At 60.8% G+C, this 26,703-nt stretch carries 25 protein-coding genes and 1 tRNA gene; 10 read left to right on the forward strand and 16 right to left on the reverse strand.

Annotated elements, in window-relative coordinates:
- Positions 1–45: 45 nt before the first annotated feature.
- Positions 46–972 (forward strand): LLM class F420-dependent oxidoreductase, encoded by a 927-nt coding sequence (locus GOEFS_RS19925; RefSeq protein ID WP_040525740.1) that lies wholly within the window; start codon positions 46–48, stop codon positions 970–972.
- Positions 973–1,229: 257 nt separating this feature from the next.
- Here the strand turns inward: GOEFS_RS19925 and GOEFS_RS19930 are convergent, their stop codons facing one another.
- From GOEFS_RS19930 to GOEFS_RS19940, 3 genes are read right to left on the reverse strand one after another with little or no spacing between them, the layout of a single operon-like run.
- Positions 1,230–1,961 carry a pirin family protein gene (locus GOEFS_RS19930; RefSeq protein ID WP_007319759.1) on the reverse strand — a complete coding sequence of 244 codons (732 nt, stop codon included), beginning with the start codon at positions 1,959–1,961 and terminating at the stop codon, positions 1,230–1,232.
- A complete protein-coding gene (locus GOEFS_RS19935; RefSeq protein WP_007319760.1) occupies positions 1,958–2,446 on the reverse strand; it encodes a MarR family winged helix-turn-helix transcriptional regulator in 489 nt (162 codons plus the stop codon). Before GOEFS_RS19935 ends, GOEFS_RS19930 begins: the two co-directional genes overlap by 4 nt.
- The gene (locus GOEFS_RS19940) at positions 2,446–3,420 is read right to left on the reverse strand and encodes a pirin family protein (RefSeq protein ID WP_007319761.1); all 975 of its coding nucleotides are present in this window, start codon (positions 3,418–3,420) and stop codon (positions 2,446–2,448) included. The genes GOEFS_RS19935 and GOEFS_RS19940 overlap by 1 nt, the downstream gene beginning before the upstream one ends.
- 113 nt (positions 3,421–3,533) lie before the next feature.
- On the opposite strand from GOEFS_RS19940, the gene GOEFS_RS19945 reads away from it, so the two are divergent.
- A complete protein-coding gene (locus GOEFS_RS19945) occupies positions 3,534–3,920 on the forward strand; it encodes a hypothetical protein (RefSeq protein ID WP_007319762.1) in 387 nt (128 codons plus the stop codon).
- Here GOEFS_RS19945 and GOEFS_RS19950 read toward each other — a convergent pair.
- The 4 genes from GOEFS_RS19950 to GOEFS_RS19965 all read right to left on the reverse strand — a co-directional run bounded on the left by GOEFS_RS19950 (position 3,917) and on the right by GOEFS_RS19965 (position 8,605).
- Positions 3,917–4,387 (reverse strand): SRPBCC family protein, encoded by a 471-nt coding sequence (locus GOEFS_RS19950; protein ID WP_007319763.1) that lies wholly within the window; start codon positions 4,385–4,387, stop codon positions 3,917–3,919. The genes GOEFS_RS19945 and GOEFS_RS19950 overlap by 4 nt on opposite strands.
- Before the next feature lie 20 nt (positions 4,388–4,407).
- Positions 4,408–5,949: a phospholipase C gene (locus tag GOEFS_RS19955; protein WP_040525701.1), complete on the reverse strand. Its 1,542-nt coding sequence runs from the start codon at positions 5,947–5,949 to the stop codon at positions 4,408–4,410.
- A 114-nt stretch (positions 5,950–6,063) separates the two neighbouring features.
- Positions 6,064–6,825, reverse strand: coding sequence for an SDR family NAD(P)-dependent oxidoreductase (locus GOEFS_RS19960; RefSeq protein WP_007319765.1), 762 nt, complete (start codon positions 6,823–6,825; stop codon positions 6,064–6,066).
- Between the two features lie 34 nt (positions 6,826–6,859).
- Positions 6,860–8,605: an acyl-CoA dehydrogenase gene (locus tag GOEFS_RS19965; RefSeq protein WP_007319766.1), complete on the reverse strand. Its 1,746-nt coding sequence runs from the start codon at positions 8,603–8,605 to the stop codon at positions 6,860–6,862.
- Between the two features lie 76 nt (positions 8,606–8,681).
- Between GOEFS_RS19965 and GOEFS_RS19970 the strand changes: the two genes are divergently transcribed.
- The 3 genes from GOEFS_RS19970 to GOEFS_RS19980 all read left to right on the forward strand — a co-directional run bounded on the left by GOEFS_RS19970 (position 8,682) and on the right by GOEFS_RS19980 (position 10,655).
- Complete coding sequence (locus GOEFS_RS19970) at positions 8,682–9,302, forward strand: TetR/AcrR family transcriptional regulator (RefSeq protein ID WP_040525703.1); 621 nt, start codon at positions 8,682–8,684, stop codon at positions 9,300–9,302.
- A 29-nt stretch (positions 9,303–9,331) separates the two neighbouring features.
- A complete protein-coding gene (locus GOEFS_RS19975; RefSeq protein ID WP_007319768.1) occupies positions 9,332–9,841 on the forward strand; it encodes a mycothiol transferase in 510 nt (169 codons plus the stop codon).
- A gap of 91 nt (positions 9,842–9,932) precedes the next feature.
- Entirely contained in the window at positions 9,933–10,655 is a 723-nt protein-coding gene (locus GOEFS_RS19980) for a DsbA family oxidoreductase (RefSeq protein WP_007319769.1), read from the forward strand.
- On the opposite strand, the gene GOEFS_RS19985 is transcribed toward GOEFS_RS19980, so the two are convergent.
- A complete protein-coding gene (locus GOEFS_RS19985; protein WP_050949981.1) occupies positions 10,652–11,293 on the reverse strand; it encodes a hypothetical protein in 642 nt (213 codons plus the stop codon). The two genes, GOEFS_RS19980 and GOEFS_RS19985, sit on opposite strands and share 4 nt — an antisense overlap.
- Positions 11,294–11,631: 338 nt before the next feature.
- Between GOEFS_RS19985 and GOEFS_RS19990 the strand changes: the two genes are divergently transcribed.
- Positions 11,632–12,828: a PQQ-dependent sugar dehydrogenase gene (locus tag GOEFS_RS19990; protein WP_007319771.1), complete on the forward strand. Its 1,197-nt coding sequence runs from the start codon at positions 11,632–11,634 to the stop codon at positions 12,826–12,828.
- On the opposite strand, the gene GOEFS_RS19995 is transcribed toward GOEFS_RS19990, so the two are convergent.
- Positions 12,825–13,403, reverse strand: a complete 579-nt coding sequence (locus tag GOEFS_RS19995; RefSeq protein WP_040525705.1) for a beta-class carbonic anhydrase — start codon at positions 13,401–13,403, stop codon at positions 12,825–12,827. The genes GOEFS_RS19990 and GOEFS_RS19995 overlap by 4 nt on opposite strands.
- Positions 13,404–13,626: 223 nt before the next feature.
- Here GOEFS_RS19995 and GOEFS_RS20000 point away from each other — a divergent pair, with 223 nt between their 5' ends.
- Positions 13,627–14,847 carry an acyltransferase gene (locus GOEFS_RS20000; RefSeq protein ID WP_245549917.1) on the forward strand — a complete coding sequence of 407 codons (1,221 nt, stop codon included), beginning with the start codon at positions 13,627–13,629 and terminating at the stop codon, positions 14,845–14,847.
- Positions 14,848–15,272: 425 nt separating this feature from the next.
- On the opposite strand, the gene GOEFS_RS20005 is transcribed toward GOEFS_RS20000, so the two are convergent.
- The gene (locus GOEFS_RS20005) at positions 15,273–16,478 is read right to left on the reverse strand and encodes an MFS transporter (protein WP_245549918.1); all 1,206 of its coding nucleotides are present in this window, start codon (positions 16,476–16,478) and stop codon (positions 15,273–15,275) included.
- Positions 16,479–16,867: 389 nt separating this feature from the next.
- Positions 16,868–16,941: transfer RNA gene (locus tag GOEFS_RS20010), tRNA-Leu, on the reverse strand.
- Positions 16,942–16,986: 45 nt separating this feature from the next.
- On the opposite strand from GOEFS_RS20010, the gene GOEFS_RS20015 reads away from it, so the two are divergent.
- Both GOEFS_RS20015 and GOEFS_RS20020 read left to right on the forward strand, forming a co-directional pair.
- Positions 16,987–18,165, forward strand: coding sequence for a sensor histidine kinase (locus tag GOEFS_RS20015; protein WP_007319776.1), 1,179 nt, complete (start codon positions 16,987–16,989; stop codon positions 18,163–18,165).
- A complete protein-coding gene (locus GOEFS_RS20020; RefSeq protein WP_007319777.1) occupies positions 18,162–18,806 on the forward strand; it encodes a response regulator in 645 nt (214 codons plus the stop codon). The genes GOEFS_RS20015 and GOEFS_RS20020 overlap by 4 nt, the downstream gene beginning before the upstream one ends.
- On the opposite strand, the gene GOEFS_RS20025 is transcribed toward GOEFS_RS20020, so the two are convergent.
- Positions 18,803–20,302 carry a multicopper oxidase family protein gene (locus tag GOEFS_RS20025; RefSeq protein WP_007319778.1) on the reverse strand — a complete coding sequence of 500 codons (1,500 nt, stop codon included), beginning with the start codon at positions 20,300–20,302 and terminating at the stop codon, positions 18,803–18,805. The genes GOEFS_RS20020 and GOEFS_RS20025 overlap by 4 nt on opposite strands.
- Positions 20,303–21,078: 776 nt before the next feature.
- Here GOEFS_RS20025 and GOEFS_RS20030 point away from each other — a divergent pair.
- Entirely contained in the window at positions 21,079–21,993 is a 915-nt protein-coding gene (locus GOEFS_RS20030) for a sterol desaturase family protein (protein ID WP_007319779.1), read from the forward strand.
- A 160-nt stretch (positions 21,994–22,153) separates the two neighbouring features.
- On the opposite strand, the gene GOEFS_RS20035 is transcribed toward GOEFS_RS20030, so the two are convergent.
- The 4 genes from GOEFS_RS20035 to GOEFS_RS20050 all read right to left on the reverse strand — a co-directional run bounded on the left by GOEFS_RS20035 (position 22,154) and on the right by GOEFS_RS20050 (position 26,517).
- Complete coding sequence (locus GOEFS_RS20035; protein ID WP_007319780.1) at positions 22,154–23,449, reverse strand: sensor histidine kinase; 1,296 nt, start codon at positions 23,447–23,449, stop codon at positions 22,154–22,156.
- Positions 23,446–24,147 (reverse strand): response regulator transcription factor, encoded by a 702-nt coding sequence (locus GOEFS_RS20040; RefSeq protein ID WP_007319781.1) that lies wholly within the window; start codon positions 24,145–24,147, stop codon positions 23,446–23,448. Before GOEFS_RS20040 ends, GOEFS_RS20035 begins: the two co-directional genes overlap by 4 nt.
- 127 nt (positions 24,148–24,274) lie before the next feature.
- Positions 24,275–25,393: an Rv3169 family protein gene (locus tag GOEFS_RS20045; protein WP_007319782.1), complete on the reverse strand. Its 1,119-nt coding sequence runs from the start codon at positions 25,391–25,393 to the stop codon at positions 24,275–24,277.
- Positions 25,390–26,517 carry a phosphotransferase family protein gene (locus GOEFS_RS20050; RefSeq protein WP_007319783.1) on the reverse strand — a complete coding sequence of 376 codons (1,128 nt, stop codon included), beginning with the start codon at positions 26,515–26,517 and terminating at the stop codon, positions 25,390–25,392. The genes GOEFS_RS20045 and GOEFS_RS20050 overlap by 4 nt, the downstream gene beginning before the upstream one ends.
- Between the last annotated feature and the right edge of the window lie 186 nt (positions 26,518–26,703).

Consider the following 26,703-nt stretch of genomic DNA (forward strand, 5'->3'; position numbering starts at 1 on the left):
TTTGCCATGCACAGTATGGGCGAAAGTTGGGTAGGGTCGGTGGGCGTGGACTTGAGAATCTTCACCGAGCCCCAGCAGGGCGCTACCTACGACGATCTTCTCCGCGTGGCCAAGGCCACCGAGGAGTTTGGTTTCGATGGGTTCTTCCGGTCGGATCACTATCTGGCGATGAACGTCGACGGCGCTCCCGGCCCGACGGACGCATGGCTGACCCTGGCCGCGTTGGGCCGCGAGACATCTCGAATCCGGCTGGGCACGCTTGTTACCTCGGCGACCTTCCGATTCCCCGGCGCACTGGCCATCGCCGTCGCACAGGCCGACCAGATGAGCGGCGGCCGAATCGAATTGGGTATCGGCGCTGGTTGGTTCGATGCCGAGCACAAGGCGTATGGAATTCCGTTCCCACCGCTCGGCGAGCGATTCGACCGTCTGGAGGAAAGCCTCGCCGTCATCACCGGCCTGTGGGACACGCCTAGAGGCCAAACTTTCGACTATGCCGGCACCCACTACCAATTGGCTGACTCACCGGCATTGCCCAAGCCCACACAGGCTCCGCGGCCGCCGATTATCGTCGGTGGCATGGGGCGCAAGCGAACTCCCGCGTTGGCGGCTGCCTACGCCGACGAGTTCAATGTCGCCTTCGTCCCCGTCGACGATGCCGAGGCGCAGATCGAGCGAGTTCGTCAGGCGTGCACGGCCGCCGGCCGAAACGCCGATGAGCTCGTGTTGTCGGCCGCTCTGGTGCTCTGTGCTGGCCGCACCGATGCGGAATTGGCTTCTCGTGCCGAGAGTATCGGCCGCGACGTCGAGGAGTTGCGCGCCAATGGCGCAGCGGGCACACCTGCGGAAGTGGTGGCCAAGATCGAACAGTATCGTGCGCTGGGCATCAGCCGAATCTATTTGCAGACATTGGATCTCAGTGATCTCGACCATCTTGAGTTAGTGGCGTCGGAGGTCGCGCCGCAGTTGTGAGGTCATCGAGAATCCCTGTGGTACAGCATGATCGGCGGTGTCTGGGGTCTCGATACACCCGGCTCGGCTAGCGCCTCGCCGGGCACTCGACCATCGGGGTGGCGACCCCCCCACCGCTGGTCGAGGTCCACCACAGCTGGTCGAGTGCCGGGGAGCAGTAGCGACGAGGTCCACCACTGCTGGTCGAGTGCCGAGGAGCGCTAGCGACGAGGTGTATCGAGACCCGGTGAGACGTGAAACCTACTGTCCCACAACAACTACACGTCGAAACCGGCGTGCATCTCCCAGAATAGAATCTCGCTGTCATCGACGGCCTTGACTTCGATCGATCCGGCGTCGCGGAATCGTGCCGCGTCGCCTTCGGTCAATGCCGCTCCGTCAACACGGACTTCCCCGCGCGCGACGTAGAGATGCCCGAAGGGCGCGGGCGGCAGGCTAGTCGATCTGCCCGCCGGGAGTGCCGCGATATGCAGTGCCGCAAAGCGATTGGCGATACGCACCGCCGACGTCGAACGATCGCGGACCATCCCCGATGCCGCGACGAACAATTCGCCACTGCCAAGTTCGGCAGTGAAATCACGCTCTTCGTAGCTGGGCTCCAGATCGTCGGTGTCGGGGGCCACCCACATCTGGATCACGCGCAGCGCTACGTTGTCCGCGCGTGAGGATCCGTTGCGCTCGGAATGTGTGATGCCGCGCCCCGCGGTCATGCGCTGGATTACTCCACGCGTGATTTCTCCCTCGGTGCCCTGTGAATCGCTGTGCACCACAGAGCCATTGAGCACCCAGGTCAGTAATTCAGCGTTGTGATGCTGGTGGCGGTCGAGACCTTCACCGGCGAGCATCGTGTCGTCGTTATGCACCATCAACACGCCGTGAGCGTTCTCGTACAAGTTGAAGTTGCCCGTCGCGGGAAAGGATTGGCGTGAATCAAGCCATTCGTTGTTCCACTGGTGTCGATCGGCAGATCTAATGATGGTGGTAGTCATGACTCTTCCAATGCGGATGCGATACGACGTAGGGCTGTGGCTAATGCTTGACCGTCGTCGACGTCGAGTACGTCGACGAAAAGGCGTTTGACTGAACGCAGATGGACCTTGCCAGCGTCGGCGAGCGCCCGCAGCCCAGACGGCGACAACACGGCATAGCTGCCTCGCCGATCGGTTGGGACGGCCTCGCGTGTCACCCAGCCCTTCTTTCCCAACGAATCGATCTGATAAGACAGTCGCGACGATGAGAACACCATCGACCGCGACAGCTCATTCATACGCAGTCGGTGCGCGGGCGCCTTGGCCAGCAAGAGCATGACGTGATAGTCGGCCAAGCTCATTCCCGATGTTGTACGCAGCTCGTCGTCGAGAAGGGTTTGCAGATGGACGCTCGTTTCGATGAACGGTTGCCATGCGGCCCAGCGCGGGTCGACAATTTCGTCGATGGGCAGCGTCGCGCGCGCCGACGTCGTGCTGGTATTCATCAGCGGCTCGACGTATGCGGCATCAGCGCATCCGGTGGGATAACGCCGAGGCGTCCGGCATTGAAATCTTCGATCGCCTCGATGAGTTGCTGTTTGGTGTTCATGACGAACGGTCCATATTGCACTATCGGTTCGCGAATAGGTTTGCCGCCCAACAGGAGAACTTCTAAAGCCGGGCTATTGGCGTCCTGAGTCACGTCGGCGGAGACGGTCAGCGCGTCGCCCTTGCCGAAGACGACGAGGTTGCCCTGGCTGATCGGCCGACCTTCGGCGCCGACGCTGCCGTGGCCGGATAGCACGTATGCCAGTGCGTTGAAGTCAGCTCGCCACGGCATCGACAATCGACCGCCGGCCGCAATAGTCGCGTGCGCGAACGTAATTGGGGTATGGGTGGCACCTGGGCCGCCGTGACCGTCGATTTCGCCGGCGATGATGCGCACTAACGCGCCGCCGTCGGCGGATGCGACTAATGTCGACTGTTGCGCTTCGAGATTCTGGTATTTGGGCGCGATGAATTTGTCCGACGCGGGCAGGTTGACCCACAGCTGAATACCGTGGAAGGTACCACCGGATTCGACTAGTTCGGCCGGCGGAGTTTCGATGTGCAGGATTCCGGCGCCGGCCGTCATCCATTGTGTGGCACCGTTTTCGATGATGCCGCCACCACCGGTGGAGTCTTGATGCTGGAAGCGTCCGTCGATCATGTAGGTGACGGTTTCGAAGCCGCGGTGCGGGTGCCACGACGTTCCTTTGGGTTCGCCGGGCTCGTATTCCACCTCACCCATCTGGTCCATATGAACGAATGGATCGAGATCGGCTGCGCTTGCGCCCGCGAAGGCGCGTACTACGGGGAAGCCTTCTCCTTCGAAGCCGCGGGGACCTCGGGTTACTGACTTCACCGGACGCTCGACGGCATCGAGTGCGGTGGTGGCGATCCGCGGCAGAGTGAGAGTGTCGGCGGTGATGGCGGGCATGATAACTCCTTCACACTAAGTTGCTCAGATTTGAGCAACTCTTGCCTGTGACAACCCCGCCTATCTACGAATTATTCCGATCCCCGGCAGTCGGTGGAGCGATAATCGACGGCATGGCAGAAACAGGCGCACGACCACCCGACCGTCAGCGACTGCGCAAACTCGCGCAAGCTGCCATGAACGCCGACATGACCGTCGAGCAGGTGCAGACCATCCTGGTCGACATGGGCGAAGTCCTCGGCGGCATGGACTCGACGATGGGTGCGCTCGACACGACTCTGGGGACCTTCGACGAGTCGTTGACTCGGTTGTCGACGACGATGGATCGCGTCGACGGGATGGCGGAACGTCTCGATGCCATCCTCGGGCGGATGGAGGGGATTGTTGAGCGCGCCGAAAAGTTGGTGGTGATTGTCGAGGTCGCGCTTTCGCCGATCGGCGTGCTCGAATCAGCCGGGCGGCAACTCGCGTCGCGACTCGGTATCGCCAGCCGGCATTAGGTAACCAGCGATCCCAATCGCGTGAGCGCCCGGTCAGCGTAACCGTTCCACAGTTTGCCGAATACCGGCAGGATCAGGCCGGACACAACGTTTTTCGCGTGGATCTCCCACTGCCACGTGACGGTGGTGCCCGCATTCGACGGCTCGAATCGCCACTCACCGTCGATCGACGCGGCCAACGGCGCGATCGCCCCGGTCACGTCACTGAGCTGATAGCGGAACCGTGTCGGTTCACTCACTTCGATGAGCCGTTCGGTCATCTGCCCGCCACCGGACAGCTTTATGGTGCGAGTCTGTCCCGCGTGCTGCCAGTCTCCGGTCTGGTCGACGACTTCCCTGATCGGCGGGATGGGCCCGAACCACGTGGAGAATAACGCGGGCAACGGCAAGACCAGGGTCGGCGTGAATACCTCAGCGGGAGTGCGGGTCAGAATCGTCGAGCGCGTGAGCAGAATAGAGCGCGGCATAGGTTTGAGACTAGGCCAGATCAGCCGACGGCGCCGCTGGGTTGACGCCGGCTGCCGGGCTCCTGTTTCGGCATTCTGTTGGGCGGCACCGGATATGGGGCGCCCTTGTTGATATAGCCAGCGGCGACGTTGGGTCCGCATTGTGCGATCGCGGCGTCGACCTTGGGCTTCGTGTCGTGCAGATGTGGACGACGGGCGTTAGGTTTCCTGGCGAAGTCGAAAGCCGTACTCATGTCGCCGGTTACCGATCTGCGCCACTTCGTCAGATTAGGAACTTCCACGCCGAACCGCTTCTCGATCAGTCGCAACTGTGACGTGTGGTCAAAGATCGTCGAATCGACCAGCCCACCTCGGCTGTACGGCGAAATCACAAGTCCCGGAACGCGATAGCCGAGTCCGATTGGACCGCGGATTCCCTCCGAAGACGACACCTTGCCGATATTGGGCACGGTGACGTATTCGCCCGGGGTGCCTTTCGGAGCGGTGGGCGGGGTGACGTGATCGAAGAAGCCGCCGTTCTCGTCGTAACTCACGATAAGTGCGGTCTTCTCCCACACCGCGGGATTAGAGGTCAGGATGTCGAGAATTTGGACCAGCCCGACCGCGCCGAGTGCCGCGGGCAGTGCCGGGTGCTCACATTCGATGAGCGACGGAATCACCCACGACACCTTGGGTAACCGGTTGTTTTTGACGTCGCTTCGGAAATCATTCGGGTACGTTGGGTCGATTCCGCGGCGGTGGAGTTCGGAGTTGGGGTTCTGGGCTTGTTTGAAGCAACCCATCATGCCGTCGAGCAGTACCGACGACAATGGTCCGACGTCGCGGTTGTTGTAAATCTTCCAGCTCACCCCGGCGTCGCGCAGATTCTCCGGCATGGTGCGCCACGAATAGACGAATTTCGGTATGAGCGTTGGTGTTTCGAGGAGCGGACCGCCGTGCGAACCGTCGGGGTCGATGCTGGCGCTCATCCAATACAGCCGGTTGGGATCGGTCGGCCCGAGGACCGAGCAATGGTAGTTGTCGCAGATGGTGAACGCGTCGGCAAGGTCGTAGTGGATGGGGATATCTTTCCGCGTGTAGTACCCCATTAACGCAGGTGCGTTGCCCGGTCCGACCGAGTCGATTGACATCGGTAGCCAACCGTCGTTCTTCCCGCCATTCCACGCTTTGTGCATACCGCCCCAGGAATGGTCAGGGTCGTTGATGCACTCACCGTCGAGCGAGGGGCCGCGGGTGGTGTCGAGGCGGAACGGGACCGTGTGGCCAGTCTTAGTAGGGCCGATCCGCGGCGCCCAGCCCTTCTGTTTCCAGGCCGCGGAATTGTCGTCGAAGCCGCGTACGCCCGACAACGTGCCGAAGTAATGGTCGAAGGACCGGTTCTCCTGCATCAAGAAGACGAAATGTTCGATGTCACTGAGGGATCCGGTCCCGGCAGGATCTGCGGCGTACGCGCGCGAGATGATCGGGTCGGCCCAGGAGGCTAGGTAGGCGGTCCCACCGACGGCAGCGACCTTGGCAAAGAATTCACGCCGGGAAAGGCCGGCGAAGGGGCTAGATGGCACATCTGTTGATACCACGGTCTCGTCCGCGGCGCCCCCGGAAACCGCACCAGACGAAGCTGCCGGGGGCGCAATGCCCCCGGCAGGTCCAGACGGTGCGGTTTTCGCGGATGGAGGTTACGTGATGGTGATGCCGCCGTCGACGGCGATGGTCTGGCCGGTGACATATCCGCTTGCCGCACTGGCCAACCAGATAGCCGTCGCGGCGAGTTCTGCTGGATCGCCGGTTCGGCCGGCCAGCATCCGGGGAGCCTGGCTGTCCAAGTAGCCGTCGTTATAGTTGTCGGTCATTTCCGATTTGAAGAAGCCGGGCGCAATCGCGTTGACACGGATGCCTTTTCGGCCGGTCCACTGCTGAGCGAGGTCGCGAGTAAGACCGATGATGCCTGCCTTGCTGGCCGCGTAGGCCGCCTGTGGCAATCCAGCGGTGGTGATGCCCAGAATGGAGGAGATATTGATGATCGAACTACCCGGTTGCATCACGCGTCCGGCGGCCTGGGCGATCCAATAGGAGCCGTTCAGATTGAGGTCGATGACACTGCGGAACTGGTCGGGGGTTTCGCGCGTCGCCGGGACAGCGGTGCCCACGCCGGCATTGTTAATGACGACATCGACGCGGCCGAACCGTTCCATCGCGGCGTCGATGACGGCTTGGCATTGGGCAGGATCGGTGACGTCGGTGACCACCGACAGCGAAGCACGCCCGGTCGGTTCGATGGCCGCCGCGGTCTCGGCGAGCCGATCCTCACGTCGGGCCGCGAGCACCACATCTGCGCCCGCTTCGGCGAATCCGGTGGCGAAAGCTACGCCCAGCCCCGATGACGCGCCGGTGACGACGACGACTTTGTCCTCGACTGAGAACAGATCCAGTACTGACATGTATATCTCCTTGATCTTCGAAATGTCTTGTCGCTTATAGCCACGCGGGATCGGTGTCTAGGGTAGTGCGATCCAGGCTGGTGAGAAGTTCGAACTGCGGCCCGGTCTTCGGCAACTCGAAGCGAAAGAAATAGCGTGCCGCCGCTCGTTTTCCGTCGTAGAAGTCGCCGGCGTTCGAGCCGACGGCCAATAATTGTTCCAACCAGATCCAACTCACTACGACATGGCCGGCGGCCTCCAGATACACCGCCGAATTAGCCAGTGCCACTGCGGGATCGAGGCCCTTCCACAGGGTTGCGGTGGTTTCGGTCAGTCGCTGCAGGGCGTCCGCCAGGCTGGTGGCATAGTCGGCTGCCTCGCCACCCGCGTCCCTGGCACGGGAAATGGTGGCATCGATTGTCTCGGCGAGAACGGCCAGCCCCGCGCCGCCGCCCTGTACGACCTTGCGTCCCAACAGGTCTAGTCCCTGAATGCCGTTGGTGCCTTCGTGAATCGGATTGAGTCGGTTGTCGCGATAGTACTGCTCGACGTCGAATTCAGTGGTGTACCCGTAACCGCCATGGACCTGTATCGCGAGATTGTTCGCCTCTAAACACCATTGCGACGGCCAGGCTTTGGCGATGGGAGTTAGCACCTCGAGTAGGGTGTGGGCACGCGCGGCCGCGTCGGGCTCTGCAGTATTCTCGTCGTCGACGAGCTTGGCGCAGTAGAGTCCCAGTGCGAGAGCCCCTTCGACATAAGCCTTCTGTGCCAACAGCATTCGCTTGACATCGGGATGCTCGATGATCGGGACCGGCGCCGCCGACGGATCTTTCGACGCCGCGCTGCGCCCTTGGGTACGAACCTTGGCGTACTCGAGTGACGCCAGGTATCCCGCATAGCCGATCGCCGTCGCCAGGAATCCCACGCCGATCCGCGCTTCGTTCATCATATGGAACATATAGGACAGGCCGCGATGTTCTTCGCCGACCAGATAGCCTGTGGCACCGTCGAACTCGAGAAGCGTGTTGGTTGTGCCGCGGTTACCCATCTTGTGATTGAGTCCGACCAATGACACGCCGTTGCGCTCTCCGTCGAGAATCTTCGGCACGATGAACAGCGAGATCCCTTTCACGCCGGGGCCGCCGCCGGGTGCCTTGGCCAGTACCAGGTGAACGATGTTCTCGGTCAATTCGTGTTCGCCGCCGGAGATCCACATCTTGGTGCCCGAGATGCGGTAGGTGCCGTCGGCGGCAGGCTCGGCCTTGGTGGTGATGTCGGCGAGTGACGACCCGGCATCCGGTTCGGACAGGCACATGGTGCCGTAGTAGCGCCCCTCGAGCATCGGTCGTACCCAGGTGTCGACTTGTTCCGGGGTGCCGTGCGTGACAAGGAGATTCGCGTTCCCGATGGTGAGGAACGGATACGACGAGGTGCTTGGATTGGCGGCCTGGAACCATGCCATTGCCGCGCGATTGACAACGGTCGGCAGAGCGATGCCGCCGAGCGATTCGTCGAATCCGCAGGCGATAAGTCCGGCCTTGGCGAACTCGTCCAGTGCGAGTTTGACGTCGTCAATCAGGACCACTTTGCCGTCGTCGCCGACGTAGGGCTGGTTCTGATCTGCCTTTTTATTATGTGGCGCAAAGAGTTTCACTGCCATATCCGCCGCGACGTCCATGATGCCGTCGAAGGTCTCGCGGGAATGGTCGGCGAAGTGCTCGCGCTCGGTGAGCGCGGTGATGTTCAGCCAGTCGTGGAGGAGGAAGTCGATGTCGCGGCGAGACAGGGGAGCGGCCATCGGGTGAAAGATCCTTTGCGTCGATGTCTACTAAGCACTCGCTAATTTTGTGAGCACTTGCTTACAATGCCTGGTGATGGTCAACACGTCAAGCGAACGAACGTCTTCATCAGCCGCGGCAGCACGTATTCGACGCGCGGCGATCGAGGCATTCGCCGAGACCGGGTACGCGGGCACATCGACACGGGCGATCACCGGGCATCTCGGTCTGTCGGCGACAGCGATGTACCCGCATTATCGATCGAAGGAGGAATTGCTGTTCGCGATCGCCTCCGAGGGGCACCGGCTGGTTCTTGAGGCTATGCGCGCGGCCGACGCGCAGGCGCGGACGGAACCCAGCGTCACGTGGACTGATCGACTGCGCGCGGTTGTTGCCGCTTTCGCGCAATGGCAGGCGCGGGAGAGTCGACTCGCGCGGGTGGTGCAATACGAAATGCGTTCGCTATCCCGAGAGCATTTCCACGAAATCGCGGCTGTCCGGGCGGAGACCACATCCCTTGTCACAGATCTTGTAGAAGGCGGCATTGTCGCAGGTGAATTCGGCATCAACGAGGGCGGCGACGCGGTGTTGGCGATCATGTCGTTATGCGTCGATGTGTGCCGGTGGTTTCCGGCCCGCGGGTATCGCGATCCCGACGCCGTTGGCGCGGTCTATGCCAATCTTGCTGCGAGTCTGGTGGAGTCGCGACTAAGGTGACATCCGTGAGTTCCGGGAGGCATGATCAGATGAAAGCGACCGACATACTGGCGGACGGCTTCAGTCGAATCCACGAAAATGTGCATGCTGTGGTCACTGGGCTCGACGCCGGTCAGCTGACGTATCAGCCTGGGCCGCAAGCGAATACGATCGCCTGGTTGGTGTGGCATCTGACCCGTGTGCAAGATGACCATGTGAGCGACCTGCCGTTGGCCGGTGAAAAGCGCGAACAGGTCTGGCGCACAGGGGGATTCGCTCGACGATTTGCGCTGCCGTTCGACGAGTCGGCCACCGGTTACGGACAGAGTATCGAGGAAATGTCGGCAGTGCGGGCTTCGGCGCGCGACCTCGTCGATTACTACGACGCCACACATGCCGCTACCCAGGATTTTCTGGCGTCGATCACCGACGACGATCTCAACACCGTGGTCGATACGCGGTGGAATCCGCCGGTCACCATGGGCGCGCGGCTGGTCAGCGTCGTCGACGATGATGCGCAGCACATCGGGCAGGCGGCCTATATCCGAGGTTTGCTCTAGCGTTTGTCGGGAACAACGCCGCATCCTGTGCGGTTGACTATTCTGTGTCGCGAGGACGCGGCAGATGAATCGCAGGAGAAGAGTCACCGTAATGCAGGTCGAAGTCTGGACCGACATCAACTGCCCGTTTTGTTATCTCGGCAAAGCGCGGTTTTCCGCCGCGTTGGACGAGTTCGCGCATCGCGACGACGTCGAGGTGATTCACCGGTCCTTCGAACTCGATCCGGACCTGCCGTCGGGCACCAGCGGGCCGGTCGTCGCGAAAATCGCTGCCAAGTACGGCATTAGCGAGGCGCAGGCGCAAGCCAACGAGCGCGGTATCGCTGCCCAGGCCGAAGATGCCGGCCTCACCTACCGGACGTCGGGGCGTGACTACGGAAATTCGTTCGATATGCACCGATTGCTGCATTACGCCCTCGAGCAGGGGAATCAAGAATCTCTGCTCGACGCCCTTTACGCGGCCAACTTCGCCGACGACGCACCATTGTTCGGTGACACCGAACGCCTTGTGGCGGTTGCGATTTCCGCCGGATTCGACGAAGCCGCGGTCCGCGCCGTCCTCGACGATCAGACCGCCTACGCTGATGCCGTGCGCGCCGACGAGGCCCAAGCAGCGGCGTTTGGCGCCAACGGTGTTCCGTTCTTCGTCTTCGATCGAAAGTATGGCGTGTCGGGGGCTCAGCCGCCCGAGACTTTCGCCGAGGTACTGGAGAAGGCATGGTCGGAACGTGAACCCGCTGTCCAGCTCGTCGGGTCCGGGGACGACCAGTCCTGCGGACCCGACGGCTGCGAGGTGCCAGCACCTAACCGTTAGGGCAGGATCTTGTTCTGGTCACGGGAGATGATGAACCCGGGGCCTTCGTAGCAGGTGATTCCCTCGGTAGTTGATGTGCACGAATCACCTTGCACCATAATGGTTTGGCCGTAGTTGAGGGTGCGTGGGTTCTGTGCGACGAAGATGCCCTGCGTCGTGCAGAACTGGATAACGCGGCCGTCTTGGATTTTCACCGCGTATTCGTGACTGTTCGTATTGCGGCAGGTGACGCCTGATGAGCCGGGTACCGACCTGCGCGCTTGGCAACCGAAACGAGTCTCGCCGGCGTTGGAGTTGGTGCGAATGGCACACCATACGTTGCCTGACGGCGAGATGAAGTTGTATTCCCCCGGCGCGGTTTGGAAATCGCGCGCATCCACATTCGCGTCGTCGCGGCTCGGCTTGGTGGGAATGCCAGCCGTGGGGGCGGTATTGGTCGACGTAGGGGTGCCAGCGGGTGCCGGTTGGTCGGCTGTTCCTGTGGCGTTTGCCCCTTGGGACTCAGTAACTGTCACCGTCTGTTGCGGCGACTGCGCCGCTGGCGTCGACTCGGTGTTGCCGCACGCGGCAGCGGTCAGGATGAGCGGTGTAAAGGCGATGGCAGCCAGAATTCGGCGGTAATTCACGGGTACCTCCACGATCGGTGAGTGTTTGTGTTGCTCACAACCTATGTCGGCAGAGGTTGCGCCAGCGTTAGGCGAGTCGGAGGCGAGTCATTTGGGTGGCGGACGCCTGTGTGCCGCGCTTGCCGGACGGAATCCGCGACATCGGGACGGGCGAGGGGAGGGCTCCCTTCGCTGGCGTACAGATGCAGAATCGATCCGCACATCGACCTATCGTCGTGCACCATCTCCTGCACAGTGCCGAATTCGTCATTTCGCGCTCCAAAAGAATTGCGCCACTTGGGTAACGGCCCGAACACGATCGGTTGATGAAGGCGAAAGTGAGGGGCCTTTCGGCGTTAAGTTCGATAACCATGGCGACGAAATCACACCGCACGATAACTACCTTTGCCATCGCAGTCCTCGCTGGCGGGCTCATGTCCGGCTTGCACGCGGCACCCGCGCAAGCCGCGGGACCGGAGCTCTCCGTGACGACAGTCGCATCGGGGCTCTCGGTTCCCTGGAATCTAGTGGTGGCGCCCGACGGGACCATCCTGACCGGTGAGCGGGCGGGTCGTTTCGTCGCGGTGAGACCAGGTGGCGCGGCAAATCCGGTCGCTGCGGACCTATCTCGGATCTTCGCTGTGAAGGAGGCCGGGTTGATGGGGTTAGCCATAGACCCCGGATTCGCGACGACAAGGCGGGTCTACTCGTGCCAGGCCGAGAAGACAGCGAGTGGCAACGGCTCGTCGGTTCCGCCAGATATCGCCAATCTGCCTGTGCCGCTGCCGAATACCGGTCAGGTGATCAACGTCGTGTCCTGGCTGGTCAGCGCGGACTGGAGTCGTATGGTCCGTGAGCGAACGGTTCTCACCGGAATTCCGGTCAACTCCGGTGGTCGTCATGCGGGCTGCGGAGTCACCGCGGCCTCCGACGGCACCCTGTGGATCGGCACCGGCGACAACGCGGTGCGATCGATGCCGCAGGATCGAAAAGCATTGGGTGGCAAAGTGCTTCATATCAACACCAATGGAACGCCGGCCCGCGGCAACCCGTTTCCGGGAAGTCCCATCTACACACTCGGCCATCGCAACGTGCAGAACGTGGCTATCGCCCCGTCGGGCCGGGTGTACGCGATCGAGCAGGGAACCTCCGTCGATGACGAACTGAATCTGCTCCGGGCCGGACGGAACTTCGGCTATCGCCCCGACCGAGCCCCGTTTATCTACGACGAATCGGTGCCGATGACCGATCCGATCCGAGTACCGGGCGCGGTCGGCGCCGTATGGCGCTCCGGCTCACCCACGCTTGCCACTCCCGGCCTCCGCTTCCTGCCGACGTCGGGCTGGGGTGAGTGGAGCGGTGCCGCCGTTATCTCGGCGCAGAAGGGCAAGCGTTTGGTGTTCGTCAAGCTGTCGGCCGATGGCAACCGAGTGGTGCGGACCAGCGAGGTTCTGCACGAAAAGTATGGCCGGCTGCGTGGTCTGGCTATCGATCGTGACGGGTCGTTGTTGGTGACCACCGACAATGGCAGCAACGATCAGATTCTGCGGGTGCGATTTGCCGGCTAGCTCGCCTTACCGGCTTCGGTCGCGGTCGGGACCTCGATGAGCTTGCCCGACGCGACGTCGTAGATGTATCCGTACACGGGAATACGGGCCGGGACTAACGGGTGCGCTTTGATCCGCGCGACGTCGGCGGTGACGCTGTCGGCTTGATCGCGGATGGTCAGCCAGTCCACGTAGTCGGCCTCCGGTGAGCCAGGTCCCGCACCGACGTCGTGGAAGCCGTCCTCGCGCAGTTCCGCGGTGTCCAGGCTGCTGGCCAGTAACCCGCGGATCACCTCGTCGGTGAAGAATTCCATGCCGCAATTGCTGTGGTGGATGACGAACCATTCTTTGGTTCCGAGCAGTTTGTAGGAGATCACCAGGGAGCGGATCGCGTCGTCGCTGGCGCGGCCACCCGCGTTTCGGATAACGTGCGCGTCGCCTTCGGCGAGGCCGGCGTACTTGGCGGGATCGAGGCGGGCGTCCATGCAGGTGAGGATCGCGAAACCGCGGGCGGGTGGAAGGGCGAGGGATCCTTTGTCGCCGAAGGAGGCTACATAGGCGTCGTTACTGGCGAGAACTTCGGGAAGTACGGACATCAGGCAGATCCTTCGGGTAGGTGCGATGCGTGTATTCGAATAGGCGCATATGTCGGTATTAACCTAGGCGTCTTCGGTTCTGGCACCTACGTTTTGACCCACCGGGAGCGCAACGGTTACGCGGACTCGATTGGCGGCCAGCGAACGCTCAGGAACGAAAAGTACACTGCGCCGAGGTAAACATCTGATACGGAACAAGTGGGTAAAGTTGCGCAACAGCACGGTGGAATTGGGCACAGTCGACGTCGCGGCTGAGCGTAGAACTTCGCAGCCGCCGCGCGTGCGTGCCCACACCGCGGACTTTGTCCGAGTCGTGCTTTTCACGTGGGTTGTGGTTGCACATTGCGTCAATGGCATCAGTACGCCCGACGCAGCCCAACCGGCCGGACTGGTCGGCACTCTTTGTCATCTGACTCGTTACGGTTTTGTCGCGGTGACGCTGTTCGTGCTGGTACTCAGCACGCAGAACAAGAATGTAACGCCGATCGTGTTCTGGCGTAGACGTTTTGGTCTTGTCGTTGGGCCGTATCTGGCATGGACTTTGATCTACTCGATCACCGACCACGTCGTCATCGGGGGCAATCCATTCACGGGCCCCCGCGAGTATTTCGGCACCCTGGGTGCGCATCTGCTCACCGGCGATGGGAAGTATCAGTTGTACTTCCTGCTGATCTCGATGCAGATTTACCTGGTATTCCCGGCGGTCGGATATGTGTTGCGCCGGAACCGAAATCGACCGTGGCGGTTGGTAGTTGCTGGCTTTGTGGTGCAAACGGTGATGTTCGTTGTCTATCAATACCTGCCGCGACCGCGCGGCGCGGTGTGGGACGCGGTTTATGAGCACGCGTGGAAGACCCTGCCGATGTATGCGTTGTTTATCGCAATCGGTGCCGTCGGAGCCCAGCATCTCGACACGGTGCAACGCTGGTTGAGTGATCATGCCGTCGCCGTCGTTGCGGCAGCAGTTGGCGCCACGGCAATTTCGGTGACTGCCTACCTGTTGGCGACATCGCCTGGTGAAGTACCCGGTTCGGCAACCACCCCATGGAACTTGACTCTATTGCCTTGGCTAGTAGGCGGTTTCGCGATGCTTTGGCTAGTAGCCATGGCATGGAACGATCGACGTGGCGACGGTCGTGGCATCGTCGGGCGTGTTGTTGCCTATGCGACTCCGCGCGCGTTCGGCGTCTTCGCGGTACATCCGCTCGTAATCGACATTCTGGGCCGTATCGGCTTCCTCGATGGATTGTTCAGCTGGTTTCCCCATGCGGGCGCCACTCGCGCGATCGTTCTGGTGCTGACGGTTTTGGCTGGGTCGTTGCTTATGGTCGATCTGTTGTTGCGCACATCGTTGAGCCAGATCTTGGTGGCGCGCAAGAGGATTCCATTCGGGTGGCGACGGTTCTTAGTACGGCGACCGGCGGTGGGAGCGCTTGGTAGGTGACGGGTCATGGTCGGTCGAGTGCCGTCGTGTGAGCTTGGTTGGCGACGGGTCATGGTCGGTCGAGTGCCGTCGTGTGAGCTTGCGAGCTCGCCGGTGTATCGAGACCCGGTGAGCCGAATACCGTTATGCGGTAGGGGTGCTGGGTAAAGGCGCGCCCTCCGGAAATTTCTGTCAATTAGCAATACTGCTGGGGCAGCCTGCCCCAGCAGTCTCACTATTGCCATGATTTTGGGGACAGTTCGACACTGTACGTCGCGACCCGCAGGTGGGCTCTGTCGTTGACGCCCAGCGGCGTGCCCTTTACTCCACCTACTGTTCGCGGCCGCGTCGTCGAATGGCCTGTCGGAGAAGAGGGTTGGATGGTGCCGACCAGGTCGCGACGAAGCGCATCGGCCGCATTTCGGCATGAAGTAGCCTTTCGGTTGTTAGGCAACGGCTTTCGCCGGTTTCGGCCGGACGGCCATCAGGATGCATCCCGCAAGCAGATATGGCGTGGCGAATAGCGCGAAGGCGACGCCGTGCGAGGAGATCGCGAACGCAGCCGCGTAAAGCGGATAGGCTGCGGTCGAGGTGACGTCGACGCCGAGTCCCGCAAGTGAGGTGACCGTGGCGCGGCTTGGGCCGGTTATCTTGTTTTGCAGCCTGGCGTCGGCGACCACGCTGGCCGCCTGGCATGCGCCGAAGCCGGCCCCCAGTAGTATCCAGCCGACGGGTCCACCAAAGGTCGCGCCGCCGCCGATCGCTAGTGCGGCCAACGCCAGAAGCGCACCGAATACGTTGCGCGACAGTCGTTCCGCCGCACCAGCGAGCAGCCCGCCGATGGTGACGCCTGCCCAAATCGCGGCGAGCACGAGCGGGACAGTTGCTGACGTGACGCCGTCGTCGGATACCAGCAGCGGGACATATTCATCGAGCACTCCCCAAAATGAGGTGACGACTATGAGCAGAATGACTGCTCGGCGGACCTGGCGGTTGCCGCGCGCTTCAGCGACGCCTGCACGTAGTGCTGCCCGGTATTCCGTTGGCGCAGAAGCATTGTCGGGGTGGCGGCACGGAGGTGTCGTCGCGCGATGCTCGGGCAATGCCAGTCCCGCTATGGAGCACAAGGCGCATGCCGCGACACTGGCGATACCAACGGCGTCGAAGCCGCCCCATGACATCACGGGCACCGCGACGAGTGTTGCGGCACCGACAGCACCGACACCTAGTGCGCGGGTTATACCCATGATTGTCGCGTATCGATGTGCGGCGCCCCGATGGCTAAGTTCGGTGTGCACGAGCGCTTCGAGCGCGCCGGATGTCAACGATTCGGCGAGACCCCAGAGTGCGAATCCCGCTGCGAAACAGGCGTATCCGGGAAAGGTGAGCCAAAGAGCGTACCCGCAGCCGGTCAGTAGTGGTGCTGTGGCGAGCAGATACCTGCGTGGCACAACGTCGGCGAGGGCGCCTGCGGGAACGGTAGCGATTAGGCCGATGGCCGACCACAGTATGAACAGCGAGCTGATTTGAGCGACCGACAACCCGTGGTCGGTGAACAGCAGTGCGTACACCGGGTAGAGGAGGACGAATTCCTCGGCTGCGGCGTAGGTGTAGAGCGGTCGGGTGAGGCGTGAAGTGCGCGCGTCACTCACGCGCGACGAGATGAACATGAATGTCTTCCGGGTCGACAGGACGGGGGCACGTACCGGGTTTGCCGGAGGTGCCCGCTGTCGGGCCGGAGGGCGTCGGGGGAGTCATCGTCGCTTGCGCATGTGTTCAGGGTACGAGGGTAGCGATGAGATTTCGTACGTTAGGGGGATTTCCTTAGAACGACCGGTGGGCGGTGGTAAAGACGGCTCCGGGTATCGACGAGTCCACTCATTGGGGGAGGTGTAGGGAAGAGGCGAGGCCACTGCGACGAGCGCAATCAGGGGCTTCATGGTGGATTCGCTGGCGATAGCCCCGCGGATCGCAGTGGCGGATACCCGGATACTGCTACATCGGCGCTATGCCAAGATGCTCCTGTACTGCGACTTCTCTGTGCCCCCAGTCGGACTCGAACCGACACTGGGCGGATTTTAAGTCCGCTGCCTCTGCCAATTGGGCTATAGGGGCTTGCGGGTAACGATAGCGCCCCGCTTCGACCGATAGGCTCGGCAGGTGGCCCGAGAACCGATGACCGAGCGTCTGCTGGCATCGCTGCGGTATGCGCCGGTTGTGCTGGTGCCCTGCTTGCTGCTCGCAAGTACCTTCCCTGGCCGCTACAGCGTGCCCGTCCACTACTGGCTACTTTCGGCGGGAGCCGTCGCAGCGTTCATCGTCGGAAAGTGGTGGCCGACTACGGCTTGCGCGCTGCTGGCGGTCCTGGCGGTTCCGATGTTTGCCACCGAGGCGTGGGGGCTCTCTCATCTGGTGCCGTATCTCGGTGCGATCGCCGTGGTCGATGTCATCATGCGTGTTCGAGTCTGGGCGCGAGCAGTGTTGGCTGTGCTGCTGTGGGCGGCAGCAGTGGTGGTTGATGTGGTGATCGACGAGTATTCGGAGCTGTTTTCGGTGGCGACCGGGGTGAAAATACTTGCCTATGTTGGACTTCCGGTACTCCTCGGCCTCTACCTGCGCGGCCAACGGGATTTGGCTGCTTCCTACCGCGAACGTGCCATCGACGCCGAAACGAGACGAGAACTGGTACAGCAACAGGCTCGCACCGATGAGCGGATCGCGCTTGCACGAGAATTGCACGATCTCGTGGCCCACCAACTCGCGTCCATCATTCTGAGAAGCAGTGTGGCCCAGCATGTTCTGAAACCTCAGGACCAGGCTGTCCGAACAGTTCTCGACGACGTCCACGAAACGGCATCAGACGCGTTGGCTGATATTCGCACCCTGCTTGACGCTTTGCGGGACCCCGATCTGGCCGACGTCGCGTTTGTTGAAGCCGACCAGATTCTTCCCGAGATCATCACCGCGATCGACCGAGTACGCGTAGCGGGTTTCACAGTTACGGCGAACCTGCCCGCAGACGCGACCGAATTCGTAGGAGTCGACGCGCTGGGGCGACTCGCGGCTCTTCGTGTAGTGCAGGAGTCCCTGACGAACGTCGTCAAGTACGCAGACCCGGGTCAACCAGTGCACGTTGCCGTCGACGGTGGCGCCGGTGGGCTTCGCATGGAGATCAGGAATCACAGCAAATCCAGCGGTGGCGGTGTCGGACACGGGATAGTGGGCATGCGTGAACGCGTCCAGTTGGTCGGTGGCACCCTGACAGCGGGTGCGAGTGGCCCAGGACGCTGGCAGGTTCAGGCCAATATTCCGTTGACTGACAAGGAGATTCGCCGATGATTGGTCTTCTGATCGCCGACGACCAGAAACTGGTGCGGGCTGGGCTGCGGATGCTCTGTGACTCCGCGCCAGATATCAACATCCTCGGCGAAGCGGCCAATGGAGTTGAGGCGGTCGCACGATCGGCCGAACTAGATCCAGATGTCATCCTGATGGACCTGCGCATGCCTGGGCTAGACGGCATCGGGGCCACGGAGCAGATCGCTCGGGCTGGGCGTCACGGTCGAATCCTGGTCCTGACGACGTTCGACGATGACGATCACCTCTACCCCGCGTTGGCGGCTGGCGCATCAGGATTCGTCGTCAAAGACAGCGAACCAGCCGATCTGTTGGCCGCCATCCGTCGAGTCGCGGACGGCGAAATGGTCTTCTCGCCGACGCTATTGCAACGGGTAGTAGACCGGGCGATAAGCACTGGCAGCGCGGAAACAGTTGCCGCGCAGCAGGTTTCGCTCACCGACCGCGAAGCTGAGGTACTCGGCCTCGTCGCAGAGGGAATGAGCAATGGCGAGGTCGCCGAACATCTCCACATATCAGTCACGACGGTGAAGACCCACGTCGCGAATCTGATGTCGAAGACTGATTGCGACAATCGGGTACGGCTGGCGATCTATTATCTGCGGAGTCGGCGAGCGACTTAGTGCGAGTGCTTCGCGCCCATCCCCGGCATCGCGTCCATCGGCTCGGCCTTTTGACCGGGCCGCAAGATGAGGAATTGGCCCATCATGCCCTGGTCCTCATGCATCAGCAGGTGGCAGTGAAACATGTAGGGATACACCGGATCTGCATGGTCTGACCAGCGCAGCGCTAGCTGGACGCGGCTGCCGGGCGGTATATAGACGGTGTCTTTGCGGCCGGCGAGGTGTGCTGGGGGAGGGCTGCCGTCTATCTCGACAATCCGAAATTGCGCGTCGTGGACGTGGAAATTGTGTGGCCAGTTGTCCCTGTTTCGCACAGTCCACAGTTCAGTCGTGCCAACGCGCGCCTCAAAGTCTATGCGGCTCATATCCATTCGTTTTCGATTGATCATGAACCACTGCAAATCAAAGGACCGGCGCACGGCACCAGCCGTGTCGAGGAGTGCGGCGGGAACAAGCACGGCTGGTGTCGGGACATCCCGCGTCAACGTGGGGCGTGCCCGCAAGTGCAGGATGTCGAACCTGTCCAACATCCCAAATTCTCCAGCGTCAGACTTCTTCACCCCACCGTGGTCGTCGATCGGATCTGAAGTGAGAGTGACGTTTTCACCCGATGATACGCGCACAACAATCTCGGCGCGCTCGGCGGGGCTCAGCTGGATTCGTCGCATTGCTACCGGCGCGGGCAGTAGTCCGCCGTCGGTGCTGACGACATCGAAGGTGCGATTATCCGACATTCCGAGGTTGTAGATGCGTCCGGAAGATCCGTTGAGGATTCGTATGCGAATGGCTTTGGTGCCCACCGACAGGTAGGCATTGGCGATTCCGTTGGTAATGATGGTGTTGCGGAGGCTGCCGACATCGGAGTTGTCGGCTTCGTCGATCGCGTCGTCGGTAGTGAATCTGCGGTCTTGAATAATCAGAGGGATGTCATCCACCCCATAGTTTTTGGGGAGTTTGAGGGAGTCGGAGTCCTCATCGTCGATCAGGAATAGGCCCGCGAGGCCGCGCATGACATGCCGTTGTGTGGTCCCGTGTGGGTGGGGGTGATACCAGAGGGTGGCAGCTTGCTGCTCGATCGTCCAGCGCGGCGCGATGGACACGCCGGACGCGATCATCTGGTGGGGCCCGCCGTCGAATTCGGCTGGGATCGACATTCCGTGCCAATGCACCGTGGTCGGCTCAGGCAGGTCGTTGGTGATGGCGACAGCGACGCGCTTGCCCAGACGTGCGCGCAATGTCGGCCCGAGGATCGCGCCGTTGTAACCCCAGGTGGCAGTGCGCTTTCCGGCGATCATCTCGGAGTCTCCGGCAGCCGCACGCAACGAGAACCTTCGTATCCCATCGCTTCCGACTGTCGACGGCGCGAGCGGGGGGATCGGCAGAGGTCGCGGTGTGTTGGCTCTGACGGTGCGCGGGGCGGACTGAGTGGAGCATGCTGCCGCGCCCAGGATCGGGGCCGCTGCGAGGGTCTTGAGCATCGTACGTCGGGAGAGCATGCCTCCAGTGTTGGGCGCGGATGAAGCCGCAGGGTCCTCCGTAAGGGCCCCATTTTCTCCTCCGAAGGGATGATGTGAGAGCGGGCTATGGGAGTACTGCGGGCTCTACGATGCCACCCATAGCCCGTCGACGAAGCCGGCGGATCGTGTCGGCCAGTGTGTCGTGCTCGAACATGCCCCAACCGTTTGGTTTCGCACCATCATTGGTGTGTGGATGGTGCGACCGCAATCGCGGCCAACGTGTAGGGGCATCTGCTGATTCGCTCGATCATCATCGAAGCTGTCAGACAGATGGACAACCGTCTGAGTCTCGCCGCAGCGCACGGCGAAGAGGGCGTCCCTCACGCCGAGGCTCGGGTAGTTGAGGCTAGCGATAATTAGCAGATCGCCAACGTTGTTGTGTGCGTTGGGCCGTATAAGTTTCGGACGACCCCGGTGGCGTAATTGGTTGGGCCACTTGATGAATGGAGACCTAATCCAGTGCGGTGATCATTTGACGTTCTCCCAGTAGGTGGCGGTTAGCATCACCTCGAGGTCGTCAACATCTGGCGTCGGAGAACGATGGGTCCGCGGAAGTGAAAGTACCGGCTCGCCGGCTACGGCGCTGACGAGGACTGGTGGGAACAGGGGGAGTCGGGGAGGTGGCGCTTACTGTCTCGCATCTCCGGTCGAAGAAACTCTATCGGTTCTCTTAGACATGAGAACCGACTTCGGTCCTACAGTCGGAAGCGTGATCACATTCCGAATTAGCAATGGTAAAGGAACCCTCAGGAACAATGAATGAGATTGTTGATATAGCGTTTTATACCGTACCTGTCTTCATTCTGCTGATCGCAATCGAAATATTTGCGCTCAGCCGTGAGCGTAACGAAGAGAAAATGAAGCATAAGGGATATTCTTGGCGAGACTCTGCCACCAGCGTGTCAATCTATGGCATCGGACGTGTCGTCAACCCGCTCGGTGGTAGATTCATTGCCCTGCCCATTGTTCTCATTTTCTCAATGCTGACACCGATGCACCTTTCGCCTTCATCGCCCTGGGTGTGGGTCCTAGCTATTGTCGGTGTCGATTTGTCGTATTACTGGCAGCATCGCTTACAGCATCGGGTGCGATTTCTTTGGGCCGCTCATAGTGTTCATCATTCCAGTCAACACTTTAATATGACTACCGCGATTCGACTGTCCTGGCTGATTCCGGGATCGTTCTTGGTAGCGGTTGTTGATATCCCATTGGCCTTAATTGGCATACCGGCGTGGATGATCTTTCTTAGTCACACGATCGTCCTGTTGTTTCAATTTCCCATTCACACGGAAAAGATCGGTAAACTACCCGATTTCATCGAGTTTATATTTAACACCCCTTCGCATCATCGGGTGCATCACGGCGTGAATAACCCGTATCTGGACAAAAACTACGCCGGTATCTTGATTGTCTGGGACCGTCTATTCGGTACCTATGCTCACGAAATCGAACCTGTTCGATATGGGCTGACACGCAATATAGATACCCATAACCCGATAAAAGCAAACTATCATGAATTTGTGGCTATGGTTCGTGATGTGCGGAAAGCTCGTTCGTGGCGGGGTCGTGTGGCTTATATTCTCGGCCCTCCCGGGTTTTCGGAAACTCAGTCAGAGGTCGCTGCGGACGCTCATATTCGCGGAAGTGACAAAGTGTTGCAAGACAGCTGATCTCCAACAGTTACTCGCAGCCCACATATCTAATATAAGTCGCACCCTCGATCGGCGGGGCCTGCCGCCCTGGCTATGGCCTCGCCGATCGCGCGGTCGATTTGCGAATCATTTCAATAGATGCTCCGCATATCCGGCACTGGGAGTCGGAGTCAGGTCCCTACTTGCCGGACCCAAGGCGGATCTCCAGGCGCACCCCGCCGTGTTCTGAGTTCAGAATCCGTGCAGATCCGCCGTGGGTCTCCGCAACCTGCTCCACCAGTGCGAGCCCGAGTCCCGCCCCGGGGTGGATGGCGTTGCTTCCTCGTGAAAATCTGCCGAATACGCTCTGCTGCTCCGCGGCTGGGATTCCTCTGCCGGAGTCCTCAACCACAATCATCACGCCGTTTAGCGTTGCTTCGGTTGTGATGTTCACCAGCTCAGAATTGCCGTGAACGACGGCATTCGTGACCGCATTCCGCACGGCGGTCCGCAAACCGGGAGCGAACGCACGGATCAGTACCTCATCGGGCACAGACAAAACAATTTGAACTTTGGGGTACTGTCCGCGCATATCGGAGACGAGGCGGTCGAGCAATTCAGTTAGGTCGACTTGATCGAAGTCCTGTCCCGTAACTGACTGTCCGACTGCCAGTGCCTCAAGAGCGGCGAGAGTGTCCGCAATTCTGTCCAGACCGCCGCGTATCTCCCCGTGCAACACTGAGCGCGTTACCTCATCGTTTGGAGCGCTGGTGAGCACATCAAGATTTGTACGCATGGCCGTTAGAGGGCTTCGAAGCTCATGCGCAGCGGAAGCCGCGAAATCTCTGGATGCCTCCAGTGCTCGTGCTCGGGCGGCCTGTGCGGAGTCGATACGGCCCAGCATGGTGTTGAGAGCTTGCGCTAGTTCAGCAACCTCGCCCGTTCCGGTGTTGGAGAACACCGGCGGATTTTCGGGCGTATAGCGTCGTACTGTAGCAACAAGCCGACGAATAGGTACCGCCGCGTAAGTGCCCAACAGCCAGGACAAAATAACCGAGAGCAGGATGGCGCTACCGGTAGCGCCGACGATCCGGATCTTCGTTCGCTCAATCTGTTTCTCCACTGGGTCGGTTGCGAAAGCAGCCGACATCTCGACGATAGTTTTGCCATTGCGCTTTAAGGATCGTTGGCGCACGCGGTATTCCGCCCCGTTGATGGTGACGAATCCACGCGGCCCAGCGATATGAGGGATGGTCGGCCCCACGCTTCGGACGTCATCGGGTCCGATCCGAACCGTGATGAGTAGACCGTCTTTTGGCTCGGCAGAGATAGCGGTGGTGAGCGCCGCGATAGTAGCCGATGCCGCATCGAGCCGGTCATCGAGATTTCGATAGCTGTTTGTGCGTACATTGGCGATCAAACTGCCCGCAACCAGGACCGCGAGTAGCGACATTCCGGCGACTGCAGCGAGCATTACCCGTACACGGAGCGTCATTGCGGCCGTATCACGAAACCTACCCCTCTCACCGTGTGAATAATCGGTGGTTTCGCACCGGACTGAGCTAGCTTTCGCCGTAAATACCCCACGAAAACGTCGACTACGTTGGTGTCTGTGGGGAAGTCGTAGCCCCAAACGAATCTCAGCAGATCGGCTCGACTCACTACCTCTCCCTGACGCTCAACCAAGGTCTGAAGCAATTCGTATTCGCGCCGAGTGAGTTCGACGAGTCGATCTGACACATGTACTTGCCTCCCCGCAACATCAACAACGAGCGGGCCGCACTCCAATCTGCTCCGCACCGTCCGATTAGTTTGCTGTGAACGGCGTATCAGAGCATGGAGCCGGGCAACCAATTCGCCAAGATCGAAGGGCTTCACCAGGTAGTCGTCGGCGCCCTTCTCCAGGCATTGGATACGATCATCGACCGCCATCCGCGCACTGAGCACGCAAATAGGCACTGTCGATCCGCTTGCGCGAAGCGAGGAGATTACTGAAATACCGCCAGTACCTGGCATATTCAAGTCGAGGACCACACCATCGAACTCGATGGATCGGGCGAGATCCAGCGCGGCGGTGCCTGATTTTGCGGTGTCGACCCGGAAACCGGAAATCGACAAACCGCGCATAAGCGCCACCAGGATCGTGGGGTCGTCATCGACAACGAGTACCTTGGGTTCCGAAGCGGCGCACACCCAATCGATTATGCCCAAAGTTGTGGCACTGGCGAATCTTTGGAATCGAGAGCGGGGTTGGCAGGGGGACTACCCGGTATAGGGAAGTGTCCCACAACACGACTCATCGCGATACTGACGGTGTGGCCTAATTAGGCGCCACCGAGAGCCAGTCGGCGAAGCCCGACGGATCGTGTCTCCCCAGTGCTCCGTGTTCAAACATGCCCCAACCCTCGTGCGTCGCACCGTCATTGGTGTGGCAGATGACGTGGCCAACGTGGTCGACCACTCCAAAAGTCGATCGGCCAACGACACCAGGATCGGTCATGTCATAGGTGACCCGCTCGACGAACTTGTCGCCCTTCCACAATCCGTGCGTCCAGTCCGGGTCGCCGCCGTAGCCGCAGCCAACGTGTAATGGCATGGCCAGCTTGGATTCCACCTCGAATCGAATCGAGCTGCCGTCGGCGGCGGTGGCATCGATCGTGGCGCCGGTTGGCATCCGCGTACCGGAAAGATAGTGGATCTTCACTCGCGGCCAGCCGAGTTGTTCCACCCGGCCGTCGGCCCACACTCTCGTGCAATCGTTGAGCGTGCGGAATCCGTCCGGTGACTCTTGAATGATCATGACCAGCGCGAAATCGTCGAAAGCTATTGGGAGATAGAGCCACCACATCCCCTCGAACGGCGGGTCCGCCGGTCGCCCAGCAGGTTCCGGCTCGCCGACCGGCCGGATACCCCACGACCGATCGCGGGATCCGATCCACACCGACGGCTCGACGGTGATCTCTTGGCCGTCGATGACGATGTTCCCCGTCCACGACCCGAGTTGTGCGAACCGCTGTGCGTCGAGGGTCACTTTCGCGCCTTGGCGCATCAGATGGCGCTGCTCCTGGACCACATCGAAGAGTCCAGCCCACGTCAAATCCGCTGCGATACCTTCGGTTTCATCAAGGATCAGACGAAGTGACCGCAGCGGCTCGGACACCTCAATACGAAACCCGCCGACTCGCTGGTTCACTCGATCGCCGTCTATGCCGTCGGAGAGGTGCACCGCGGTCTGCGTGTTCCCGCGACGTAATGCGAAGAAGGCATCCTTCACTCCGAGATTGGGGTAGTACCCAAGTCCGGCGATCACAAACAGCTCGCCGCTGCGGTCGTGTGCGTTCAGGTAGGACCGGTCGTAGAAGTTTCGGTCCGACGATCCGGGCCAGGCAATCGGTTGCGGCACTTGATGAATCGGGAACTCATCCATTGCGGTGATCATTTGATGTTCTCCCAGTAGGTTCCCGCTAGCATTGCTTCGAGAGTGGTGCGGTGCAAGATCATGTCGTCGGGATCCGATGGCGGCTCGGCCTGGCCGAAATCTATTGCACGACATTGGATTCGGAACATGACGACCGCGTGAATGAGTGCGGAATAGGTGATGTAGAAATCGAGGTCGCGCGGCTGGTGTCCACTGATCGTCGCGTATTCGTTTGCGACGTCGTCTCGGCGCAGGAATTCAGGTAGTCCGCGGATACCTGCCAGCTCGGAGAGATCCTGAAAGAACCTGTGCAAGAAGACGAGCCATGCGACATCGAGTTCGCGCGGGCCGTATGCGGCCATCTCCCAATCAAGGACGGCTCGTGGGCGGAAGTCGGCGTAGATGACATTGCCGACCCGGGCGTCGCCCCAGGTGAGTACGGCATCGGACTCGGTCGGCAGATTCTCGGTGACCCAAGACAATCCGCGGTCGATCAGTGGGGAACTGTTGCGGCCCTTGATCGTCCACTCGTAGAACTCACGCAGCCGTCGAATATGTGCCTGTAGCGGTGTCTCGTCACCATGTGGCATATCCAGTCGAGCGGGAACCGGGCACTCGTGGATCCGTGCGAGCACACCGATTGTCTCGGTCTGCAGCCGGGCGCGCTGGTCATCGGATGCATCGGACAACCACGATCCGAAGGTGTACGGCATAACGTCGGGTGGTATCTCACCGTCAACGCGGCCCATCACGAAGAAGGGTGCGCCGAGAACGGCGGGATCGGGTTCGGACCAGTACAGCGGGGGGAGCGGAACCTCGGTGGACGCGGCGACATGCGCAATGACGCGATACTGCCGATCGAGGTCGTAATAGGGAAATACCGGATCGCTGTCAGGTTGCGGCGCGACGCGCGCGACGAGCTGATGCGAACCTCCGGCCCAGTCGGCGTCGATGAGGATCGTCTCACTCGACATCCCGTTCGCCGAAGGCAACTCGACGCGCGTGATGCGCGGTTCTTCTCCGACCTTGGTCGCGAGCCAGGCGGTGATCGCCTCTCGGAGGAGTTCGGGATCGCGTCGCGACGACGTCGGTCGCGCGAGTTCGTCGGCATTGGCTACACCGGGATTTTCAGCATTTTCGGGCATGCGGGTTCACTCTCAGATCGGACTTCGTGCCCAAAAGTAGAACACGTTCCATCTGGGATTTGGGCCGAAATAGCCGATCTACCTGCGGACATTCGTCCAAGTCGATTGACCGAAAGCGATGCTAATGATCATTGACCAGGGAACTTACGGGTGTTAACTTAACGCTGATAATATAAGTTGCAGTCA

It is taken from the genome of Gordonia effusa NBRC 100432 (assembly GCF_000241305.1).
Taxonomy (GTDB): Bacteria; Actinomycetota; Actinomycetes; order Mycobacteriales; family Mycobacteriaceae; genus Gordonia; species Gordonia effusa.

What these genes read in the sequence shown, in the direction of transcription:
- GOEFS_RS20050 (WP_007319783.1), bottom strand. Translation starts at nt 26,517, where the DNA reads ATGCCCGAAAATGCTGAAAATCCCGGTGTAGCCAATGCCGACGAACTC.
- GOEFS_RS20035 (WP_007319780.1), bottom strand. Translation starts at nt 23,449, where the DNA reads ATGACGCTCCGTGTACGGGTAATGCTCGCTGCAGTCGCCGGAATGTCG.
- GOEFS_RS19940 (WP_007319761.1), bottom strand. Translation starts at nt 3,420, where the DNA reads ATGCCCGCCATCACCGCCGACACTCTCACTCTGCCGCGGATCGCCACC.
- GOEFS_RS19965 (WP_007319766.1), bottom strand. Translation starts at nt 8,605, where the DNA reads ATGGCCGCTCCCCTGTCTCGCCGCGACATCGACTTCCTCCTCCACGAC.
- GOEFS_RS19975 (WP_007319768.1), top strand. Translation starts at nt 9,332, where the DNA reads ATGAAAGCGACCGACATACTGGCGGACGGCTTCAGTCGAATCCACGAA.
- GOEFS_RS20030 (WP_007319779.1), top strand. Translation starts at nt 21,079, where the DNA reads ATGAATGAGATTGTTGATATAGCGTTTTATACCGTACCTGTCTTCATT.
- GOEFS_RS19960 (WP_007319765.1), bottom strand. Translation starts at nt 6,825, where the DNA reads ATGTCAGTACTGGATCTGTTCTCAGTCGAGGACAAAGTCGTCGTCGTC.
- GOEFS_RS20045 (WP_007319782.1), bottom strand. Translation starts at nt 25,393, where the DNA reads ATGATCACCGCAATGGATGAGTTCCCGATTCATCAAGTGCCGCAACCG.
- GOEFS_RS20025 (WP_007319778.1), bottom strand. Translation starts at nt 20,302, where the DNA reads ATGCTCTCCCGACGTACGATGCTCAAGACCCTCGCAGCGGCCCCGATC.
- GOEFS_RS19970 (WP_040525703.1), top strand. Translation starts at nt 8,682, where the DNA reads ATGGTCAACACGTCAAGCGAACGAACGTCTTCATCAGCCGCGGCAGCA.
- GOEFS_RS19930 (WP_007319759.1), bottom strand. Translation starts at nt 1,961, where the DNA reads ATGACTACCACCATCATTAGATCTGCCGATCGACACCAGTGGAACAAC.
- GOEFS_RS19995 (WP_040525705.1), bottom strand. Translation starts at nt 13,403, where the DNA reads ATGTCCGTACTTCCCGAAGTTCTCGCCAGTAACGACGCCTATGTAGCC.
- GOEFS_RS20020 (WP_007319777.1), top strand. Translation starts at nt 18,162, where the DNA reads ATGATTGGTCTTCTGATCGCCGACGACCAGAAACTGGTGCGGGCTGGG.
- GOEFS_RS19935 (WP_007319760.1), bottom strand. Translation starts at nt 2,446, where the DNA reads ATGAATACCAGCACGACGTCGGCGCGCGCGACGCTGCCCATCGACGAA.
- GOEFS_RS19980 (WP_007319769.1), top strand. Translation starts at nt 9,933, where the DNA reads ATGCAGGTCGAAGTCTGGACCGACATCAACTGCCCGTTTTGTTATCTC.
- GOEFS_RS19990 (WP_007319771.1), top strand. Translation starts at nt 11,632, where the DNA reads ATGGCGACGAAATCACACCGCACGATAACTACCTTTGCCATCGCAGTC.
- GOEFS_RS19950 (WP_007319763.1), bottom strand. Translation starts at nt 4,387, where the DNA reads ATGCCGCGCTCTATTCTGCTCACGCGCTCGACGATTCTGACCCGCACT.
- GOEFS_RS19945 (WP_007319762.1), top strand. Translation starts at nt 3,534, where the DNA reads ATGGCAGAAACAGGCGCACGACCACCCGACCGTCAGCGACTGCGCAAA.